Below are 15,830 nucleotides of genomic sequence, written 5' to 3' on the forward strand. Positions count from 1 at the left end.
CCCGGCGGAGAATCGCGGTCGTTATCGGGACAGGTCGAAGGCCTCGTGCAGCGCAGAAACAGCCGCATCGGTCTGGTCTTGGCGTATGACGCAGCTGATGCGGATGGGAGAGGTGGAGATCATCTCGATGTTGATCTTCTCCTGGGCCAGCGTCTCGAACATGGTGGCGGCCACGCCGGGGTGGGACTTCATCCCCGCCCCCACCAGGCTGACCCGGGCGATCTTGCGGTCGGCGGTCACGCCGGTTGCCCCGATCTCATCAGCCACCTTTTTCGTCAGATCGGCTGCCGTGTCTGCGTCCTCGTCGGGAACCGTGAACGAGATGTCGGTGACGCCGTGCTCGGAGGCGTTCTGCACGATCATGTCCACGTTCACGCCGGCGTCGGCCAGCTTGCGGAACATGATGGCAGCCACGCCGGGCCTGTCGGCCACGCCGGTGACGGTGATCTTGGCCTCCGAGGTGTCGGGGGTGACCGATCGGATGATGGGTTGCTCCATGGAAGACTCCTCTTTAACCACCCAGGTGCCCTGCTCCCAGGTGAAGGCGGATCGAATGTGCAGCTTGACTCCGTAGTTCTGGGCGACTTCCACTGAGCGCATGGCCGGCTTGGGACAGCCCACTGCGGTCATCTCCAGAAGCTCGTCGAACGAGATGGTGCCCAGCTTGCGGGCATCGGGGCACACCCGGGGATCGGTGGTGAACACCCCGGGCACGTCGGTATAGAGCTCGCAGGCATCGGCCATCAGGGTGTGGGCCAGCGCAACTGCCGTGGTGTCGGAGCCACCCCGGCCCAAGAACGTCACGTCGTTCTCGGTGCTGACCCCCTGGGAGCCCGCCACCACCGGCACCCGATTGGCGTCTAGGGCGGCCTGAACTCGGCCGGGGGTGATCTCCAGAATCTTGGCGTTGCCGTGATTGGTGTCGGTGACGAACCCGGCCTGGCTGCCGGTGAAGGAGTCGGCCGGCACTCCGAGGTCGTGAAGGGCCATGCAAACGAGGGCGCACGCTTTGCGCTCCCCGGCAGTGATGAGCATGTCCAGCTCCCGGCCCGGCTGAGTGGTGGACACCGCCGAGGCCAGCGACAGCAGCTCATCGGTCTCCTTGCCCATGGCGCTGATCACCAAGACCACCTGATCGCCGCGGTCCCGACACCGGCGCACATGGTCGGCCACCTCGCGGATGCGGTCGGCGTTGGCTACCGACGTACCGCCGAACTTCTGAACCACCAAGGCCACGCCCAAACGCTACCGGCCGCTCATGGGCACATTTGTGGTTGTTATCCGAGATTCTTGCGCTGATAGGCACTTCGGTGATTGCCATCGTAGATTTCAGGCGATGGCCACCGACAAGAGACAGCGTCAGCGGGCGCGCCGACAGGTTGCGCAGCAACGGGCCAGGGTGACCGAGAGCCGCGGCCGAATCCGCTCTAGAGGCGTTCGGGTCGCTCTGATTGCGGCGGTGATCGTGGTGGCGGTTCTGATCTTGTGGCTGGTGGTGCGAGATGACGGCAGCGACGACACCAGCGGGGACGCCGCCATCGGCGAGACGGCCCAGGGCGATGGCGCCGACGCCGCACCGGGCACCGGCGGGTTTCCCGACCTACCGCCGCCCCCGGGCCCTGGAGGCGAGCTGACCGGGGAAGTCACTCCGTGCCCCGATCCGGCGGGCCCGGCGTTCCGAGTGACCTCCTTTGAGTCAGCTCCGGCGCAATGCCTCGATCCCGAGCTTGACTACACCGCGGTGTTCGACACAACCCTGGGACAGATCAGGGTGGCTCTCGACCAGGAGGCCAATCCCGAGGCGGTGAACGCATTCACAGCGTTGGCCGGATACGGCTACTACGACGGAACAGCCGTGTTCTATACCGACCCCACCGGCGGCTACATCCAGGGTGGGTCGCCCCACACCAACGACGGCGACGATCCCGGGCCGGGGTTCACGGTGGCTGCGGACGAGGCCGAAGAGTTTCGGCAAGGTCAGTTGCTGTGGTCGGCTGAGGGAGATACGACCGGACAGTTCCTCCTGCTGGCCTACGACGAGTTCCTGCCATCCCAGCCGGTGTCGGGGCTCACGAGCCTGGGCCAGATTTCCGACGGCAGCTTGTCGGTGGTCCTCGATGCCCTCGTCCTTCACGTTGACGACCCGGACACCGCCTTCGGAGGGCGACCGTCTGAAGCGGTCATCGTCAACTCCATTGCCATACAATCCACCGACCCAACTCCTGAAGGGAGCATTGATTTGAGCGGATGTCCTCCAGCAGACGGATCAGGACCACAGGTCCTGGACTTCGACGGCCCCCAGCCCATGTGTTTGGACGCTTCCAAGCAGTACACCGCGGTGTTCGACACCACCGCGGGAGAGATGCGGATCGAGCTCGACGTGGCCAACACGCCGATCACAGCCAACAACTTCGCGGTGTTGGCCCGGTACCACTACTACGACAACACGCTGTTGTTCCGCACCGATCCGGGTATCGGCATCATCCAGGGTGGGGCGCCGCACAGCAACTCCCCGTCTGATCCCGGTCCGGGCTACACCATCCCCGACGAGGGATCGGGGTTCACCTACGAGCCGGGTCAGATTGTGATGGCCCGCACGGCGGCGCCCAACAGTGCCAGCGCCCAGTTCTTCTTCGCGGTGAACGAGCAGACTGCCCGGCTCAACAACCAGGGCACCTACGTGGTGTTCGGCCAAATGGACGATGCGAGTTTGGGGGTGGCCGAGGCCATTTTGGCCAGCCACGTCGACCAGCCCAACAACCCGCTGGGCGGTGGGCCTGAGCCGCAGGTGATCGTCAACTCGGTCACCATAGAAGAATCCGGCTAGTCCTCCAACCCCCGCTCTCTGGGTGGGGCAGAGTATGGGGATGAGGCTTGTCCCCGAGCCCAGCCAGTGGGAGTTTCCGCCTGCGGAGACGGCCGATGAGCATGGCTTGGTGGCAGTGGGGGCGGATCTGGCCCCGGGAACGCTGCTGGCCGCCTACCGATCCGGCTTGTTTCCGATGCCGTTGGGACGCACCGACAAACTGGGATGGTGGTCGCCCGACCCTCGGGGAGTGATCCCGCTCGATGATCTCCGGGTGACCCGCTCGCTCCGTCGGTCGCTGCGGCGATATCGAATAACGGTTGATATTGCCTTTGCCGATGTCGTCGATGCCTGCCGAGTAATTGAGCGTCCTCATGGTTGGATCTCACCGGACATCCGAGATGCCTGCGTTGGGCTGCACCGCATGGGTTGGGCCCACAGCGTGGAGGCGTGGTCGGAGGAGGGAGAGCTGGTGGGCGGGTTGTACGGGGTGTCGATCGGCGGGCTATTCGCGGGAGAGTCGATGTTTCATGTTGATCGCGATGCGTCGAAGGTGGCGCTGGTGGCGCTGGTAGGGAGGTTGAACCACGGTGGCGTAGCCCGGCTGTTGGATGTGCAGTGGGCGACGGAGCACCTGCGGAGCTTGGGGGCGGTGGAGATTCCTCGAAGTGAGTACTTGGCGCGTTTGAAGACAGCGGTCAAGCAGCCGTCGGCGCCTTGGTCTGATTAGGGCAAGCGGGTAACTGAGTCGCCTTGGTGGATGGGGCCGGGGTGGACAACTCGGGCGTTGATGCCGCGGAGGTTGAGGGCGCGGCCGGTGGGGGAGTTGACGAAGCGGAGGGCGGCGAGGCCGAACCGGGAGGAGAACTTTTGGCAGCCGGTGTGGGGTTCGGCGGTGACTTCGATCACGGCTTGCCCGAGGGCGAGGCGAGTGCCGGGGGGCAGGGTTTCGGTGCTGATGTCGAGATCGATGTACAGCTGATCGCCGGCGAGGGCCCAACGATCGATGGGCCCGGCCACGGCTGCGATAGTCCGCGCATTCATGATGTTGATCTGGGCGTCGAGGAGGGGTCCGCCGTCGGGCGTTTTCGATGAGCCGCGCTGGGCCCAGGTATCGCCTACCAAGCCCTTCTCCAAACTGAGATGGCCGACTTCCAGGACCTCGCGCTCATCCACCGCGGGACGGCGCACGATCAACTCCAGCGTGCCGTGGTCGGATGGCGCTTGGCGGATGTGGTCGAGGGCAGCTTCCAGTTCCTCGGCAGTGCGGTGGTGGGCCGGGTCGGTGGTCATCGCTTCAACGACTGTCGCTGTTTGCGGGTTGCCGAGGGGGCGCTCCACCATCGGCCGCTGAACCGCCAGCGGGGTGCGGAAGGAGCCGGAACCTCGACGGCCGCGGGACGAGGCCAGAGAGCTTCGTAGGCGACCAGAATGGCAGCGACTTCGGCATCGGTGGGCTGCGGGGTGATCTGGATGAGGCTCATGAGGCTGTTCTAGCTGGTCACGTGGGTCACGCCGGAGTGATTTTTCCGCGCCTGGGGATCAGAGCGGGATGATCCCGTGCTTGCGAGGCAGCAGTTCTTCTCGCTTGGAGCGCAGCATCTCGAAACCGGCGATCACCAGGCGGCGGGTGTCGGCGGGGTCGATCACATCGTCGATATAGCCCCGCTCGGCCGCGATGTAGGGGTTGGCATAGCGCTCGGTGTAGTCGTCCACCAACTCGGCCCGACGGGCCACGGGATCGGCGGCGGACTGGAGCTCGCGGCGGTAGATGATCTCCACAGCCCCCTGCGGACCCATCACGGCCAGCTCGGCGCCCGGCCAGGCGAACGACAGGTCGGAGCCCACCGACTTGGAGTCCATCACCACGTAGGCACCGCCGTAGGCCTTGCGGGTGATGACCTGGATGCGGGGAACGGTGGCCTCGCAATAGGCGTACAACAGCTTGGCCCCGTGGCGGATGATGCCGCCGTGCTCTTGATCGACGCCGGGCAGAAAGCCGGGTACGTCCACCAGGGTCAGCAGCGGGATGTTGAAGGCGTCGCAGGTCCGCACGAACCGGGCCGCCTTTGACGACGACTCGATGTCGAGCACGCCGGCCAGCACCATCGGCTGGTTGCCCACCACGCCCACGGTGTAGCCGTTGAGCCGGGCGAAGCCGCACACGATGGACTGGGCCCAGTGGGCGTGGTACTCCATGAACTCCCCGTCGTCCACCACCCCCTGGATCACCTGGCGCATGTCGTAGGGCAGGTTGGGGCTGTCGGGCATGATGTCGCGCAGCTCGGGGGTGAGCCGCTCGGGATCGTCGGTGGCATCGACCCGCGGGGGCTCCTCCAGGTTGTTGGGCGGGAGGTGGCTGATCAGGAAACGGACCTCATCAAGCACCTCCTCCTCGGTTTGGCCCACAAAGGTGGCCACCCCCGACTTGGTGGAGTGGGAGCGGGCCCCGCCCAGATCCTCCAGGGTGACCTCTTCGCCGGTAACGGTCTTCACCACGTCGGGACCGGTGATGAACATGTGCGATTTCTCGGCCACCATGAACACGAAATCGGTCATGGCCGGGCTGTAAACCGCACCACCGGCGCACGGTCCGAGGATCACGCTGATCTGGGGGATGACGCCGGAGGACCTCACGTTGCGGTGGAAGATGCCGCCGTAGGAGTCGAGCGACACCACCCCCTCCTGGATGCGGGCCCCGGCCCCGTCGTTGAGGCCGATCATGGGAGCGCCCACTGACAAGGCCAGGTCCATCACCTTGTGGATCTTCTCGGCGAACACCTCGCCCAGCGCGCCGCCGAACACGGTGAAGTCTTGGGCGAACAAGAACACCTTGCGCCCGTCGATGGTGCCCCAGCCGGTGATCACCCCATCGGTGTAGGGCCGCTCCTCGATTCCGCTGTCCAGGGCTCGGTGGCGGGCCAGCATGTCGAGTTCGTGGAAGGAGCCGTCGTCGAGCAGGTACTCGATGCGCTCCCGGGCCAGCATCTTGCCCTTGTCGTGCTGGCGGTCGACCGCCCGCTGGGGTCCGGCGTGGAGGGCCTCGTGCTTGCGGCGCTCCAAGTCGTTGAGGCGATCCTTCATCGAGTGCTCGGCCATTGTGGTGACAGGCTACATGGGGTCTGGGTTGTTGAGCGTGTCGTTGCGATCCTCCGGAGGGAACGTAATCGCTCATTCGCGTATGGGGATGGGTAGCCTCACTCACGTGGGTTTGGATTCAGGGCAGAGGCGGGTGGCGGTCTTTTGCAGTTCGTCGCTGGGGACTGAGGCGGGGTTTGCGGAATTGGCGGCTGATTTGGGGCGGCGGCTGGCTGACGAGGGCATCGGGGTGGTGTTCGGCGGGGGGCGGGTCGGGCTCATGGGGGTGATGGCCGACGCGACCATGGCCGCGGGCGGCGAGGTGATCGGGGTGATCCCCAACTTCCTGGACGAGATTGAGGTGGCCCATCAAGGGCTGACCGAACTGCACCTGGTGGCCGACATGCACGAGCGCAAACATCTCATGTATTCGCTGTCGGACGGGTTCTGTGCACTGCCGGGCGGGTTGGGGACGCAGGAGGAGTTATTCGAGGCTGCCACCTGGACGCAGCTGGGGCTGCACGAGGGCGGGCGGTACAAGCCGGTTGTGCTGTTGGATGAGGATGGGTTCTGGGAGCCGTTGGCCGCGTTTCATCAACAGCTTGTCGATGTTGGGTTCATCAAGCCCGAGAAGGCGGGGATCATCCAGCGGGCACGATCGATTGATGAGGCGTTAACGCTCCTCTATCCGTCGTCGAGCTGAGACTGGAGGCCTTCCACGGCCTCGATGAACTCCTCGACGAGGTTGTAGACCACTTGGCGTGTGGGGAGGGATTGGTTCATGGCACCCACGATTTGGCCGACGAAATAGTTGGTCAGCTTCTCGGCACCGCTGCCGGGGTGGTGGGCCACCCGGTCGATGCGGCGGCGGGGCTCGCCGGTCAGCATGATCTGAAGCGGCATGGGGAGAGGATCGGGGGTATCGGTCCGGTTCCACTCCTCGGTCCAGGCCGAGCGCAGCATCCGGGCCGGCTTGCCGGTGATAGTGCGGGACCGCTCCGTGTCAGACGATCCAGCAGCCAGGAACTTCTGCTTGACCGCCGGGTGGGTTTCAGCCTCCTCGGTGGTAAGCCACACCGAGCCGCACCACGCCCCCTGGGCCCCTAGTGCCATGGCTGCGGCCATTTGCCGCCCTCGGCCGATACCCCCAGCGCCCAACACCGGCACGGGGGCCACCGCGTCCACTACCTCGGGGATGAGAACCATCGAGCCCACCTCTCCGGTGTGGCCGCCAGCCTCGTATCCCTGAGCGACAATGATGTCGACGCCGGCGGCCACATGGCGCTCGGCGTGGGCGGCCCGGCCAGCCAGGGCGGCGACCCGGGCACCGGCGGCATGGCTCTGGGTGATCATCTCCGGGGGAGGCGGGCCCAGCGCGTTGGCCACCAGTGCAGGTTGGTAGGCCAAGGCGATCTCGAGTTGGCGACCGGCGCGACGGCCCGACAGCGGGGCCGCGGGACCCCAGTCCCGGGGTGAGCTGTCGTCGGGTGGCAGCGGCGGCACGTCATAGCGCTCGAGCAACTCGTCGAGAAATTGCCGGTGCTCGTCAGGGATGAGCGAGTGGGCCTGCTCGACGTCCAGCCCGCCCTGTTCCACGCCCTCGTAGCGGGCGGGAACGACAAGATCGACGCCGAAGGGGCGGTCGCCGACCTGCTCTTGGATCCAAGCCAGATCGGTTTCCAGATCTTCCTCGGTGTGTCCGACAACGCCCAGCACACCCAATCCACCGGCTCGGCTGACCTCGGCGGCCACATCGCGGCAGTGGGTAAAGGCCAGGATCGGGAACTCGATGTCAAACATTTCGGTGACCGCAGTACGCATATCTGGTCTTCCTTTCAGGTCTTTCCCAATCGGCGCTTCAGGTCGTCGGCTCGCTCAACAAGATGGTCGCCGCCCAATCTGCTCATCAGCTCGGGGAACTCCGGGGTGGGGCCGGCCCACTCTAATTCGTCGAGGCCATCAAAAGTCGGGGCACCGTCGTCGATGGTGGCGATGCGACGGAACAGCATGGCCAGCTCCCGGTTCTCGGCCAGGGTGGCGGCCAGCTTGGCCGAACCCCGCACGCTCACCTCCCACTGGCCCACAGCGTCGGGGATGTTCTCCAGGTGGATGTAGTAGGCCAGCACCGTCGCGGTGGAGCGGGCGCCCCAGCCGGCCAGTCCGGGGAAGCCGTCGGCGGTGTCGCCCACCAGGGCCAGGTAGTCGGGGATCGACTCGGGTACAACCCCGAACTTGTCCACCACCGCTTGGTGGTCGATGAGCTTCTGTTGGCGGCGGTCGTATTGCACGATTCGCCCGTCGGCGGTGACGCATTGGGCCAGGTCTTTGTCGGGGGTGCAGACCAGCACCTGCTCTACTTCCGGATCGAGGGCGGCCTTGCGGGCCGCCGCGCCCATCGCGTCGTCGGCCTCGTGCTTGACCATGGGCCAGATGCAGAAACCGGCGGCGGCTAGGGCCTCCTCCACCAGGGGGAACTGGGCCATCAGCTCGGGGGGCACCCCTTCGCCGGTCTTGTAGCCGGGCCACAATTCGTTGCGGAACGACTCGATCACCTGATCGGTGGCTATTCCGATGTGGGTGGCCCCGTCGTCCACCAGCTGGAGCATGCTGTGCACCACGCCCCGGGCCGCTCCCCGCTCGGCGTCGCGGTTGCCCGGGGAGAAGTGGTAGCGGAACAGCTCATATGTCCCGTCAACAAGGTGGACCCGCACATCGCGACCGTATCCTGTTCGACATCGAAGGCGAACAGACAAGGGAGAAGCAATGAGCGAGACGGTGATCTTGGCCGGTGCCCGCACGCCTATCGGAAAGATGTCGGGCGGGCTGGCGTCGTTTCGGGGGACCGAGCTGGGGGCGCTGGCCATTCGAGCTGCGCTGGAGCGGGCGGGCGTGGCCCCCGAGCAGGTGGACTACGTGTTCATGGGTCAAGTGCTGTTGGCCGGTGAGGGTCAGGCCACGTCTCGACAGGCAGCGGTGGGGGCGGGCATCCCGATGACGGTGCCGGCCACCACGGTGAACAAGGTGTGCCTGTCGGGCATCAACACCGTTTACCTGGCCCACCAGATGATCACCGCGGGCGACGCCGAAATCGTGGTGGCCGGAGGCATGGAGTCGATGACCAAGGCGCCCTACCTGTTGACCAAGGCCCGGGAGGGGTATCGCCTGGGCGACGGCAATCTGGTGGACTCCATGATGTACGACGGGCTGTTCTGCGCTTTCGATCACTGTGCCATGGGGACAGGGACCGAGAAGTACGCCGCGTCGAGCGGCCTGCCCCGTGAGCCCCAGGATGCGTTCTCAGCCCAGTCGCATCAGCGGGCCGCGGCCGCCGCGGCCGCCGGTCGGTTCGACGACGAGGTGGTGCCGGTGGAGGTGCCCCAGCGCCGGGGCGATCCAGTGACGGTGCCGGCCGATGAGGGGGTGCGCACCGACGCAACCGCCGAGTCGCTGGGCCGGCTGCGCCCGGCGTTCGCCGAGTCGGGCAACATCACTGCGGGCAACGCCTCACAGATCTCCGACGGGGCCAGCGCGCTGGTGGTGGCCAGCCGGGAGCGGGCTGAGCAACTCGGCGTGGAGCCGCTGGGTGCCTATGCGGGCTACGGCCAGGTGGCTGGACCCGATCCCTCGCTGCTCACCCAGCCGTCGCGGGCCATTTTCCAGGCGCTCAAGTCGGCCGATCGGAGCCTGGGCGACGTGGACCTGTTTGAGATCAACGAAGCGTTTGCCGCAGTGGCCCTGGCATCGATGGCCGACCTGGGGATTTCCGACGAAGTGGTGAACGTGAACGGCGGGGCCATTGCGTTGGGTCACCCCATCGGGGCCAGCGGAAACCGCATCGTGCTTACGTTGTTGCACGAGCTCCGCCGTCGGGGCGGCGGCTTGGGAGCAGCTGCGCTGTGCGGCGGCGGCGGCCAGGGGGATGCGCTCCTAGTCGAAGTCTGATTGTTACAAATCCAAGATGACTTGACTTCGTTTCGTCATCTTTGTAATGTAATTGAAACAAACAAGCGCCGCCTTATGCGTGTCGGTTCCCAATGCCCCCCGCCCGACTCGCTAAGGCGGTGTCTTGCGTTTGCAGGCTGGTCGACTTAGCCCGCTGAGATGCGCTGACGGCCCTCCAAGGCGCGGCTGAGGGTCAGTTCGTCGGCGTACTCCAGGTCACCGCCCACCGGGAGGCCGCTGGCGATTCGGGTCACGGCCACCCCGAGCGGCTCGATGAGGCGGGCCAGGTACATGGCGGTGGCCTCGCCCTCGATGTTGGGGTTGGTGCAGCAGATGACCTCGGTGACGTTTTCGTCGTTGATGCGGGCCAGCAGCTCTTTGACACGGAGTTGGTCGGGGCCGATGCCCTCGATGGGGTTGATGGCCCCGCCGAGCACGTGGTAGCGGCCTCGGAACTCCCGGGTCTTCTCCAAGGCCACAATGTCGCGAGGCTCCTCCACCACGCACAAGACCGCCGGGTCGCGGCGATGGTCAGCACACAGCTCGCATTCAGAGTGCTCGGTGATGTTGAAGCATCGCTGGCAGAACTGAATTCGGGCCTTGGCCTCCTTGATGGCGTCGGCCAGCCTCAGCGCATCTTGCTCGGACACCTTCAGCAAGTGGAAGGCGATGCGCTGCGCCGATTTGGGGCCAATGCCCGGCAGGCGGCCCAGCTCGTCGATCAGCACCTGAACCGGGGCGGTATAGACGCTGCTTGCGCTGTCCATGACTACCCCGGCTGGCTGCTCGCGGCGGGCGGATCGAAGGTGACGAGTTCGGAGTCGGGAAATGCCGCCATGAGATTGGAAATGGCCTCTTTGGTGGCGGTCTCCTCGTCGACCAGCTCATCGGGATCGGCGGCCTCGACTTCATCGTGGGCGGGAGGCGCCGGTGCGGGCTGAAGGTCGGGAGGCGGTGCGGTGCTGTCGTCGTCGATGGCCAGACGCAGCGGCACTGGCCGTCCGAAGTGCTCTCGGAGCGCGTCGTCTACCGCCTCGCGGACTTCCTCGCAGCGGTCCAGGTGGATTTGATCAGACAGGGCGAACACCACGCTTCGGGGATCGTTGGCGATGAAGCGGCCAGCCTGGAAGCGGATCCGGGCCCGGTTGGGAAGGTTGCCCAGGATGGCGTCGGCCCAGGCCATGACCATCTCTTCTCGACTGGGCAGGGATGCATCGGCATCGTCGGTGACCGTGGTGGCTCCGGCGGCCTCCGGACTGATTGGTGAAGTCGCAGGCGCTCGACCAGCTCGCACTGCTCCCAGCGTTGGACGCGGGGCTCGATCGGCTGCCGATGCGACGTCGGAATCGGAATCCTGGGGGACAGATGCCGCCGAAGGCGGCTCGGTGTCTACGGTCTGTTTGGCCTGGAGCTGGGCAATGGCGGCTCGGGCTCGCTCATGTCCGCTGCTCGGGCTGCTGCTGGGCGAGGAGTCCGGGGAGTCAGGAGCGGGGTCGGTGCTACCCGTCGAGGGGGTGGACGGGGGAGGACCGTGGCGCTCCAGGCGCTCGACGCGCTCCAGCAGGGCACTGAGGTCGGTGTCGAGGTCTCGGCGGGTGAGTCGTCCCAGTGCCACTTCCAAATCCACTCGGGGATCGGGAGCTTGACGCATATCCACCAGGGCGGTCCCCAGTACCTCCAGGGCGCGGGTGAGTCCGGCCGGGGGAATCTGTGCGGCGGTGGCCCGGGCGCTTTCCTGCTGGGCGTCGGTGAGGTGGCTCAAGTCGGCGCCCATTTTGCTCAAGAAGGCGTTCCGCAATCGATCGAGGAGGGCCTCGCCAATGATCCGGGGCTCCCGGCCCGACCGCAGGGTCTCATGCACCGCGACAAATGCGGGGCCGTAGTCTTGACCGGCTAACGCCTCCAAGATGGCGTCCACCGCGTCGAGCCGATCGGCCACCCCGCCGGCGGCCGCGATCTGGTCGAGGGCCGAGAGTGTGTCGCGAGCCGACCCGGCCCCGCGGTGGACAGCGTGGTTGATGGCGTCGTTGTCCACTTCCAGTCCGGCCTGCTCCACCACCCAGCGGGCGTGGTCGGCCAGCACGTCGCCGTCGATGAGGTTGAACTCCAAGTGTTGGGTGCGACTGCGGATGGTGGGCACCACTTTGTGGGGCTCGGTGGTACACAGCACGAACACCACGTGGTCGGGGGGCTCCTCGAGCGTCTTCAGCAGAGCGTTCTCCGCTCCAGGAGTGAGCATGTGGACTTCGTCCAGCACGTACACCTTGGCCTGGCCAGGAGAACCCATCGCCACCCGGGAAATGAGGTCGCGGACGTCGTCCACCTTGTTGTTGGAGGCGGCGTCGAGCTCGATGAGGTCATACGAGGTGTTGTTGGCGATGTCCAGGCACGACTGGCACTGGCCGCAGGGTTCGCCGTCGCTGCTCAAGTCGGTGCAGTTGAGGGCCTTGGCCAGAATGCGGGCCGTGCTGGTCTTGCCGGTGCCCCGAGGACCGCTGAACAGGTAGGCATGGCCGACTCGGCCCTGCTGGACCGCGTTCTGGAGGGCTCGAACGACGGCCTCCTGCCCTCGCAACTCCGCGAAGCAGCCCGGCCGGTACCGTCGATAAAGCGCCTGAAGGGCCATTGCGCCGACTTTACTCAGACTGAGCGACAGCTAGGCCCAGTCGGGCGGAATCAGTCGGGCCGTGGGTCTCCGGTCTCGAAAGTGATGGCCAGGCGGTCTGCGGCACACCCCAGGATCCGCTGAGAGCTGCTGCCTCCCGGCCCTGACTCGGTTCACGGGCTGGCATTGCACAGGACCCGACCATCACATTCCAAACCGGGCCCACGGCCCAGATGTCGCCAGGATAGCGGCAACCGGTGCGGGACCGCCCGTCGGTCTGCGGTAAATTTCCTAACTCCCGGAGGGGTGCGAGAGCGGCCGAATCGGCACGCTTGGAAAGCGTGTGTGGCGCAAGTCACCGTGGGTTCGAATCCCACCCCCTCCGCCATTCTCCAAGCGGTTGTCAAGCGGAGGGAGGGGGATTCGAACCCCCGGGACCCCGGAAGGCCCTACGGCTTTCAAGGCCGCTGCAATCGTCCGCTCTGCCATCCCTCCGAGAAGGAGATTAGTGGTGGGCCGGCGGTGCTGAGGGGGTGGATTACGCCCAGGTGTTCCAGGCGATGATCTCGTCGGGATCCCTGCGGTCGGGAGGCTTGAGGTCTCCGCCCCGCAGGTAGGCCACTGGGATGAGGCATGTCTGGAGATAGTCGTCGGGGATGTCAAGCAGGGCAGCGACCTCGCCAGCGGCGAGCAAGTGGGTGGTGGTGAAGGTGGAGGCCAGGCCCCGGCTGTGCAGGGCGAGCTGGAAACTCCACACTGCGGGCAGGATCGAACCGAACAGGCTGGCGGTCCAGGCGAGATCGAGGTTGGGGTCGAGCTGGCCCCGGATGCAGGGGATGACCAGGGCGGGCACCTCATGGAACCGCTCAGCCAGATAGAGCACCGCCTCGGAGTGGCGGACACCGGCGGCGTCTCCGTCGGCCCGGCGGCGGTCGAGCAGCTCCTGCATGGGCGGGACGATGCCCGCCCGGTAGTGGTCGGCGATAGCGGCTCGAGGCTCGGTATCGGTCACGATTACCCAACGCCAGTCCTGGGCGTTGGAGGCGTTGGGGGCATAAGCGGCTAAGCGCACGCAGTCGCGCAAAACGTCGGGGTCCACCGGCCGGTCGAAGTCCAACCGTCGTCGCACAGAGCGGGTGGTGGAAAGCAGCCGATCGGTGGTGCTGGTGTCGAACGGGGTCATCGCTCAAGAACTCCCATGGCCCGGATGGTAGGCGCGTGACTGGGCAATCCATGAGACCGGCCTAAGTGGTAACCGCTAGGGTGGGAGGGCCTGGAGAGGTGGCCGAGTCCGGTTGAAGGCGCTTCCCTGCTAAGGAAGTAACTGCCGCAAGGTGGTTCGTGGGTTCGAATCCCACCCTCTCCGCTCATTGCCGGTTGCTCGTGGCTTGCCCAACTTGCCGGGATAGGGTTCGATGCCATGGGAATGCTTGACGGAAAGACGGCCATCGTTACCGGCGGGGGCCAGGGAGTGGGCCGGGGGATCGCCTTGGCGCTAGCCGCAGAGGGGGCCGGAGTCACAGTGGCCGCTAGAACCGAGTCGAAGGTGCAGGCGGTGGCGGCCGAGATCGCCGACCGGGGCGGTTCGGCGCTGGCGCTGGTGTGCGACGTGAACGAGCTAGACGACATCCAGGTTTGTGTCAACCGCACGGTGGAGCACTTCGGCACTATCGACATCTTGGTGAACAACGCCCAGCAGGTGCCCCACGGGCACTTGCTGGAGGTGAGCGACGAGGCGTGCATGGCGGCGTGGACCTCGGGGGCGCTGGCCTCCATCCGCTTCATGCGGCTGTGCCATCCCTATTTGAAGGATGGCGGCGTGATCATCAACCAAGGGTCGGGGTCGAGCCTCAAGACCGATCCCAGCGGCATGGGGGTCTACGCCGGTGTGAAATCGGCCATCCAGTCGATCACCCGGGCCGCCGCTATGGAATGGGGGGCCGACGGCATTCGGGCCATCACCCTCATGCCGGTGGCCATGTCACCGGCCATGGAGGATTGGAAGGGGTTCAACCCCGAGGGCTTCGCCGCCCTCCAAGAGCGCTTCGCCCTCAAACGAGTAGGCGACGCCGAGATCGACATCGGCCGAGTCGTGGCCTTCCTATGCAGCGACACCGCCAGCTACATAACCGGAACCACCATCAACATCGACGGCGGCGACGCCTACCTGCGCTAGCCGGCGGGGGCTATGTGGCCTTCTAGGCCGTAGGGGCGATAGGGGCCGAAGATGGATTGCTCTAGGACTCCTATGCCTTCTCGGTCGCCCATGCGGACCTTCATCAGGTGCTGGACGTGTTGGTTCTCGAAGGCGGTCTCGTCGACGTCGGCTAGTTTCCAGCGTTCCGACTCCATGGCCATCTCGCCCTTCCAGTCGCCGTGCGACCAGGTGGGGTGGCTGTAGCCAATGCCCTTCATGCGGTAGGTGAACTGCTTCTCGAAGGTGATCTCGTGGCGGGTGTCGTCTTCCAGCGAGGTCATGGCCAGCGTGGCGCTCTTGATCATGCGGCTGCCGGGCTCGAACTCGAGTTGGTGCTCGAGTCGGTGCATGGGCTCCACACCGGGATCCTCCACGCCGGGGTTGTCGGTGAGGGAGTCGTAGGTGGGCAGGAAGGCGCCCACGTGGAAACGGGGGCGACCCAGGGTGTCCTCAAACAGCTGGTAGTGGCTGCACATGTCGTCCCAGTGCAGCGGCGCCCACAAGAAGAACAGTCCCATGGCCCGCGGCGCCTGCGGGGCGCCCCGGTTGTCGCCGCCGGCCACTGGGCGGACGCCCCAGGAGCGGTCCTTGGTGCCGTAGGTCTCCGTTCGGTCGATCTCCATGCGCTGGCCGTCGTATTCGATCCAGCCGTGCCAGCGGCCGAACTGGGTGAACCGGGTGGTGTCCATAATGCGGCGGCTGCCGTCGGACCAGTGGTGGCGGGGCTCCTCGATGGCGGCGGTGCGGGCTTCGAAGGTGAGATCGGCGGCGAAATCGGTCTCGTTGGGCTCCAGCACCACCCGACAGACCTTCATGGGCTCGGTGATCTCTAGGCGGAACGGTCCGACGCTGACGTCGGACGGCTCGGGGTTGGCCCGGGCCGAGGCGTGGAAGGCGTGCTGTACGCCGTTGTGGACGATGCTGATGCCGCAATCTTGGATGTCGAGGTGGGGGTAGCGGGCGGTGCCCACGCCGAGGTACATGTCTCCGATCTTGGAGTAGCCGTTGAACCAGTAGCGCTCGTAGAAGTCCTTCTCCCCGGTGGCCGGAGTGGAAATGGGGTCGGGGGTCTGGTGAATGGGGAAATCGTCGAATTTGGTCAGCACTCGCCTATGGTGACAGACCAGCTTCCCTCATCAATTGTCGGAGAGGCTGGTACCATCAAGGGCAACTCTCACTAATCGACGGCGTTCTCATAGGGA

The 15,830-nt window shown here is 65.9% G+C and carries 15 protein-coding genes, 3 tRNA genes and 1 other RNA gene; 7 read left to right on the plus strand and 12 right to left on the minus strand.

Features of this window, described 5'->3' with window-relative positions; translation table 11 throughout:
* Window positions 1-21: 21 nt before the first annotated feature.
* Window positions 22-1,236, minus strand: a complete 1,215-nt coding sequence (locus ACOQPI_RS02665; protein ID WP_420618172.1) for an aspartate kinase — start codon at window positions 1,234-1,236, stop codon at window positions 22-24.
* 163 nt (window positions 1,237-1,399) lie between these two features.
* Here ACOQPI_RS02665 and ACOQPI_RS02670 point away from each other — a divergent pair, with 163 nt between their 5' ends.
* Both ACOQPI_RS02670 and aat read left to right on the plus strand, forming a co-directional pair.
* Complete coding sequence (locus ACOQPI_RS02670) at window positions 1,400-2,827, plus strand: peptidylprolyl isomerase (protein WP_420618173.1); 1,428 nt, start codon at window positions 1,400-1,402, stop codon at window positions 2,825-2,827.
* A 40-nt stretch (window positions 2,828-2,867) separates the two neighbouring features.
* Window positions 2,868-3,536: a leucyl/phenylalanyl-tRNA--protein transferase gene (gene aat / locus ACOQPI_RS02675; protein ID WP_420618174.1), complete on the plus strand. Its 669-nt coding sequence runs from the start codon at window positions 2,868-2,870 to the stop codon at window positions 3,534-3,536.
* Here the strand turns inward: aat and ACOQPI_RS02680 are convergent.
* From ACOQPI_RS02680 to ACOQPI_RS02690, 3 genes are read right to left on the minus strand one after another with little or no spacing between them, the layout of a single operon-like run.
* Window positions 3,533-4,099: an MOSC domain-containing protein gene (locus ACOQPI_RS02680; protein ID WP_420618175.1), complete on the minus strand. Its 567-nt coding sequence runs from the start codon at window positions 4,097-4,099 to the stop codon at window positions 3,533-3,535. The two genes, aat and ACOQPI_RS02680, sit on opposite strands and share 4 nt — an antisense overlap.
* Window positions 4,096-4,290, minus strand: a complete 195-nt coding sequence (locus ACOQPI_RS02685; RefSeq protein WP_420618176.1) for a hypothetical protein — start codon at window positions 4,288-4,290, stop codon at window positions 4,096-4,098. The genes ACOQPI_RS02680 and ACOQPI_RS02685 overlap by 4 nt, the downstream gene beginning before the upstream one ends.
* 58 nt (window positions 4,291-4,348) lie before the next feature.
* Window positions 4,349-5,890: an acyl-CoA carboxylase subunit beta gene (locus ACOQPI_RS02690; RefSeq protein ID WP_420620975.1), complete on the minus strand. Its 1,542-nt coding sequence runs from the start codon at window positions 5,888-5,890 to the stop codon at window positions 4,349-4,351.
* 121 nt (window positions 5,891-6,011) lie between these two features.
* On the opposite strand from ACOQPI_RS02690, the gene ACOQPI_RS02695 reads away from it, so the two are divergent.
* Window positions 6,012-6,587, plus strand: coding sequence for a TIGR00730 family Rossman fold protein (locus ACOQPI_RS02695; RefSeq protein ID WP_420618177.1), 576 nt, complete (start codon window positions 6,012-6,014; stop codon window positions 6,585-6,587).
* On the opposite strand, the gene ACOQPI_RS02700 is transcribed toward ACOQPI_RS02695, so the two are convergent.
* The gene (locus ACOQPI_RS02700) at window positions 6,569-7,705 is read right to left on the minus strand and encodes a nitronate monooxygenase (protein ID WP_420618178.1); all 1,137 of its coding nucleotides are present in this window, start codon (window positions 7,703-7,705) and stop codon (window positions 6,569-6,571) included. The genes ACOQPI_RS02695 and ACOQPI_RS02700 overlap by 19 nt on opposite strands.
* Window positions 7,706-7,719: 14 nt before the next feature.
* Window positions 7,720-8,595 carry a 5'-3' exonuclease gene (locus tag ACOQPI_RS02705; RefSeq protein ID WP_420618179.1) on the minus strand — a complete coding sequence of 292 codons (876 nt, stop codon included), beginning with the start codon at window positions 8,593-8,595 and terminating at the stop codon, window positions 7,720-7,722.
* Window positions 8,596-8,647: 52 nt separating this feature from the next.
* Here ACOQPI_RS02705 and ACOQPI_RS02710 point away from each other — a divergent pair, with 52 nt between their 5' ends.
* Entirely contained in the window at window positions 8,648-9,826 is a 1,179-nt protein-coding gene (locus ACOQPI_RS02710) for an acetyl-CoA C-acetyltransferase (protein WP_420618180.1), read from the plus strand.
* Between the two features lie 146 nt (window positions 9,827-9,972).
* On the opposite strand, the gene recR is transcribed toward ACOQPI_RS02710, so the two are convergent.
* From recR to ffs, 3 genes are all read right to left on the minus strand, one after another.
* On the minus strand, window positions 9,973-10,593 hold the full coding sequence (gene recR / locus ACOQPI_RS02715; RefSeq protein ID WP_420618181.1) for a recombination mediator RecR: 621 nt from the start codon (window positions 10,591-10,593) through the stop codon (window positions 9,973-9,975).
* A gap of 2 nt (window positions 10,594-10,595) precedes the next feature.
* Window positions 10,596-12,452, minus strand: coding sequence for a DNA polymerase III subunit gamma/tau (dnaX, locus tag ACOQPI_RS02720; protein ID WP_420618182.1), 1,857 nt, complete (start codon window positions 12,450-12,452; stop codon window positions 10,596-10,598).
* A gap of 83 nt (window positions 12,453-12,535) precedes the next feature.
* An RNA gene (ffs, locus tag ACOQPI_RS02725) (signal recognition particle sRNA small type) lies at window positions 12,536-12,634 on the minus strand.
* Between the two features lie 97 nt (window positions 12,635-12,731).
* Between ffs and ACOQPI_RS02730 the strand changes: the two genes are divergently transcribed.
* Window positions 12,732-12,819, plus strand: a tRNA-Ser gene (locus ACOQPI_RS02730).
* 20 nt (window positions 12,820-12,839) lie between these two features.
* On the opposite strand, the gene ACOQPI_RS02735 is transcribed toward ACOQPI_RS02730, so the two are convergent.
* Window positions 12,840-12,926, minus strand: a tRNA-Ser gene (locus tag ACOQPI_RS02735).
* A 43-nt stretch (window positions 12,927-12,969) separates the two neighbouring features.
* Window positions 12,970-13,614, minus strand: coding sequence for a nitroreductase family protein (locus tag ACOQPI_RS02740; RefSeq protein ID WP_420618183.1), 645 nt, complete (start codon window positions 13,612-13,614; stop codon window positions 12,970-12,972).
* Between the two features lie 92 nt (window positions 13,615-13,706).
* Between ACOQPI_RS02740 and ACOQPI_RS02745 the strand changes: the two genes are divergently transcribed.
* Together ACOQPI_RS02745 and ACOQPI_RS02750 are read left to right on the plus strand one after the other, a co-directional pair.
* Window positions 13,707-13,797, plus strand: a tRNA-Ser gene (locus ACOQPI_RS02745).
* Window positions 13,798-13,851: 54 nt separating this feature from the next.
* Window positions 13,852-14,607 carry an SDR family NAD(P)-dependent oxidoreductase gene (locus tag ACOQPI_RS02750; RefSeq protein WP_420618184.1) on the plus strand — a complete coding sequence of 252 codons (756 nt, stop codon included), beginning with the start codon at window positions 13,852-13,854 and terminating at the stop codon, window positions 14,605-14,607.
* Here ACOQPI_RS02750 and ACOQPI_RS02755 read toward each other — a convergent pair.
* Window positions 14,604-15,734 (minus strand): hypothetical protein, encoded by a 1,131-nt coding sequence (locus tag ACOQPI_RS02755; RefSeq protein ID WP_420618185.1) that lies wholly within the window; start codon window positions 15,732-15,734, stop codon window positions 14,604-14,606. The two genes, ACOQPI_RS02750 and ACOQPI_RS02755, sit on opposite strands and share 4 nt — an antisense overlap.
* Between the last annotated feature and the right edge of the window lie 96 nt (window positions 15,735-15,830).

The sequence above is a fragment of the Candidatus Poriferisocius sp. genome (assembly GCF_965219815.1).
Taxonomy (GTDB): Bacteria; Actinomycetota; Acidimicrobiia; order Acidimicrobiales; family Bin134; genus Poriferisocius.